Below are 2,666 nucleotides of genomic sequence, written 5' to 3' on the forward strand. Positions count from 1 at the left end.
GCGCCGAGCGAGGCCGCGGCCTCCTCGGCGCGGGGGTCGAGCCGTTCCCACAGCCCACCCACGGTGCGCACCACGACCGACACGTTGAAGAAGACGAGCGCGACGACGATGCCGGCGAGCGACTCCTCGAGCCGGAGGAACCCGAGCGTGCCGCCGGGCGCGAACAGCGCGCGGAACGCGACGCCGACCACCACGGCCGGCAGCACGAACGGGACCGTCACCAGCCCGCGCGCGAGGGTGCGCCCCGGGAACGCCCGCCGGTACAGGAGGTAGGCGAGTGGCAGGCCGAGCACCACCGAGAACGCCGTGCCGAGCACCGCCTGGGTGAGCGTGAGCCCCACGAGCCGCCAGGTGCGCGGCCGGGACAGCACCTCGGCGAAGCCGGTGAGGTCGAGCACGCCGTCGGGCACGAAGCCCCGCACGACGAGCGCGACCACCGGCCACGCGAAGAAGACCGCGAGGAAGGCGAGGGGGACGACGACGGCCGCTCCCCACAGGAACGGTGCGAGCCGCGGCCGGTGCCGCCGGCTCAGGCTCCACCCCTGGTGGGCCGAGCCTGCGCGGCGCCTCCGGCTCAGCCCACGACTGTCTCGGTCCACCGTTCGATCCACTCGTCGCGGTGCTCGCTCACCTGGGCCGGGTCCACCTCGAACGGGGCCTCGGCCTGCGGCGCGAACTTCTGCCAGTCCTCGGGGAGCTCGACGGCGGAGTCGGCCGGGTACATGTACATCGACTCCGGCAGAGCGGCCTGGACGTCATGGGTGAGCAGGAAGTCCACCAGCGCCCGGGCGCCCTCGGGGTTGTCCGAGCCCGCGAGCACGCCCGCGTACTCGACCTGCCGGAAGCAGGTCTCCAGCAGTGCGCTGGTGGTCGACTCCGAGCCGTCCTCGCTCACCGTGAAGGCCGGCGACGTCGCGTACGACAGCGCGAGCGGACGCTCGCCGCCCTCGCCCGCACCCGAGAAGTCCACGTAGTAGGCGTCCTCCCAGGAGTCGGCGACCTTGACGCCGTTGTCCACCAGCGACGTCCAGTAGTCCTCGAACCCGTCCTCGCCGAACGCCCCGACGGTCGCCAGCAGGAACGCGAGACCCGGGGACGACGTCGCCGGGTTGGTCACCACGAGCAGGTCCTCGTACTGCGGGTCGGCGAGGTCCTCCAGGGTCTTCGGGACCTCGAGACCGGACTTCTCGAACCAGGCGTCGTCGGCGTTCACGCACACGTCGCCCTGGTCGACGGGCGTGAGCGCCCCGCCGGCCTGCTCGACTCCCTCGGGCAGGTCGGCGGGCGTGTACTCCTCGACCACCCCGGCGTCCAGGGCGCGCGAGGCGAAGGTGTTGTCGATGCCGAAGACGGCGTCGCCGAGCGGCGCGTCCTTGGTCAGCACGAGCTGGTTCACCAGCGTGCCGGCGTCGCCCGCGGCGCTGACCTCGACGGTGGTGCCGGATTCCTGCTCGAACTGGTCGATCAGCTTCTCGTCGAGCGCCCACGAGTCGTGGGTCACGAGCGTGACGGTCCCGGTCTCGTCGCCCGTGCCGGACGCGCGGTCGCCGGAACCGGTGCCCGAGCAGCCCGCGAGCAGCAGCGCCGCTGACAGCGTGCCCGCGATCGTGCCGGTCGTGATGGTGCCCCTGTGGGCACCGGAAAGACGCAACATCGTGCCTCCGACTTCCTCCGCCGGTGTCAACCGGATCAGGTTCAAGGGTCTGCGGCTTTCCGCACTCTCAGCGCCGTGGGGGCGCTCCCCTGTCGTTTCCATGCAGCCTAGTCGGCCGCCGGGCGCTACGGTGAGGAGATGGCCCAGATTGAGACGGAACAGACACTCGGCGAGAAGGTCGGCACCCTCGCCCTGACGATCGCGGCCGGCTGGGTCGCGCAGAAGGCGGTCAGCATGATCTGGAAGGGCGTGACGGGTAACGACGCGCCCAACAAGCCCGACGACCCGGAGCTGGACCTGCTCCAGGCCACCGTGTTCGCGGCCGTCGCGGCCGGGACCGCGGTGTTCGCCAAGCGGATCGCCGCCAAGGGCGCGCACCGAGCCGCCGTGCGGATCGCCGCCCGCCGCTCCGCCGTGTGAGGGCATGACACCCTGGTGCCGTGAGCTTCACGCACCTTGACGACCGCGGCCAGGCCCGCATGGTCGATGTCACCGCAAAGCAACCGACCATCCGCTCGGCCACGGCCTCCGGCCTGGTCCGCTGTACCCCTGCCGTGGTCCAGGCGCTACGCGACAACGCCGTGCCCAAGGGCGACGTGCTGGCCGTGGCGCGGATCGCGGGCATCGCGGCCGCCAAGCGGACGCCCGAGCTGCTGCCGCTGGCCCACGTGATCGGCGTGCACGGCGCGGCGGTCGACCTCGAGGTCACCGACGACGGCGTCGTGGTCACCGCGACCGTGCGCACCGCCGACCGCACGGGCGTCGAGATGGAGGCCCTGACGGCGGTGTCCGTGGCGGGCCTGGCCGTGATCGACATGGTCAAGGGCCTGGACAAGTCGGTCTCGCTCGCGGACGTGCGTCTGGAGCGCAAGACCGGCGGCAAGTCGGGCGACTGGGTGCGTGCCCGGTGATCACGGTCCGCTACTTCGCCGGCGCCCGCGAGGCCGCCGGGCGCACCACCGAACAGCTCGACGGGCCGACGTCGGTCGCGGCCCTGCGCGGCGCCCTCGCC

3 protein-coding genes, 1 pseudogene and 1 riboswitch are annotated in these 2,666 nt (G+C 72.5%); of the genes and pseudogenes, 2 read left to right on the forward strand and 2 right to left on the reverse strand.

Translation table 11 applies throughout. The features are described 5' to 3' along the window. Both PROKR_RS33310 and PROKR_RS00695 read right to left on the reverse strand, forming a co-directional pair. Positions 1–533, reverse strand: a pseudogene (locus tag PROKR_RS33310) (iron ABC transporter permease); the annotation flags it as partial. A 41-nt stretch (positions 534–574) separates the two neighbouring features. Further along, positions 575–1,654: a thiamine ABC transporter substrate-binding protein gene (locus PROKR_RS00695; protein WP_036958856.1), complete on the reverse strand. Its 1,080-nt coding sequence runs from the start codon at positions 1,652–1,654 to the stop codon at positions 575–577. After that, positions 1,650–1,755, reverse strand: a riboswitch (TPP riboswitch). (Overlaps the previous gene by 5 nt.) A 37-nt stretch (positions 1,756–1,792) precedes the next feature. Between PROKR_RS00695 and PROKR_RS00700 the strand changes: the two genes are divergently transcribed. Together PROKR_RS00700 and moaC are read left to right on the forward strand one after the other, a co-directional pair. After that, positions 1,793–2,074 carry a DUF4235 domain-containing protein gene (locus tag PROKR_RS00700; RefSeq protein ID WP_036958858.1) on the forward strand — a complete coding sequence of 94 codons (282 nt, stop codon included), beginning with the start codon at positions 1,793–1,795 and terminating at the stop codon, positions 2,072–2,074. A gap of 20 nt (positions 2,075–2,094) precedes the next feature. Next, positions 2,095–2,565 carry a cyclic pyranopterin monophosphate synthase MoaC gene (gene moaC, locus PROKR_RS00705; protein WP_036958859.1) on the forward strand — a complete coding sequence of 157 codons (471 nt, stop codon included), beginning with the start codon at positions 2,095–2,097 and terminating at the stop codon, positions 2,563–2,565. Positions 2,566–2,666: the final 101 nt, after the last annotated feature.

This window comes from Promicromonospora kroppenstedtii DSM 19349, from assembly GCF_000515355.1.
GTDB classification, from domain to species: Bacteria; Actinomycetota; Actinomycetes; order Actinomycetales; family Cellulomonadaceae; genus Promicromonospora; species Promicromonospora kroppenstedtii.

Bases quoted from the DNA above. Each gene is read 5' to 3' on its own strand.
- PROKR_RS00695 (WP_036958856.1), bottom strand. From the start codon at position 1,654: ATGTTGCGTCTTTCCGGTGCCCACAGGGGCACCATCACGACCGGCACG.
- PROKR_RS00700 (WP_036958858.1), top strand. From the start codon at position 1,793: ATGGCCCAGATTGAGACGGAACAGACACTCGGCGAGAAGGTCGGCACC.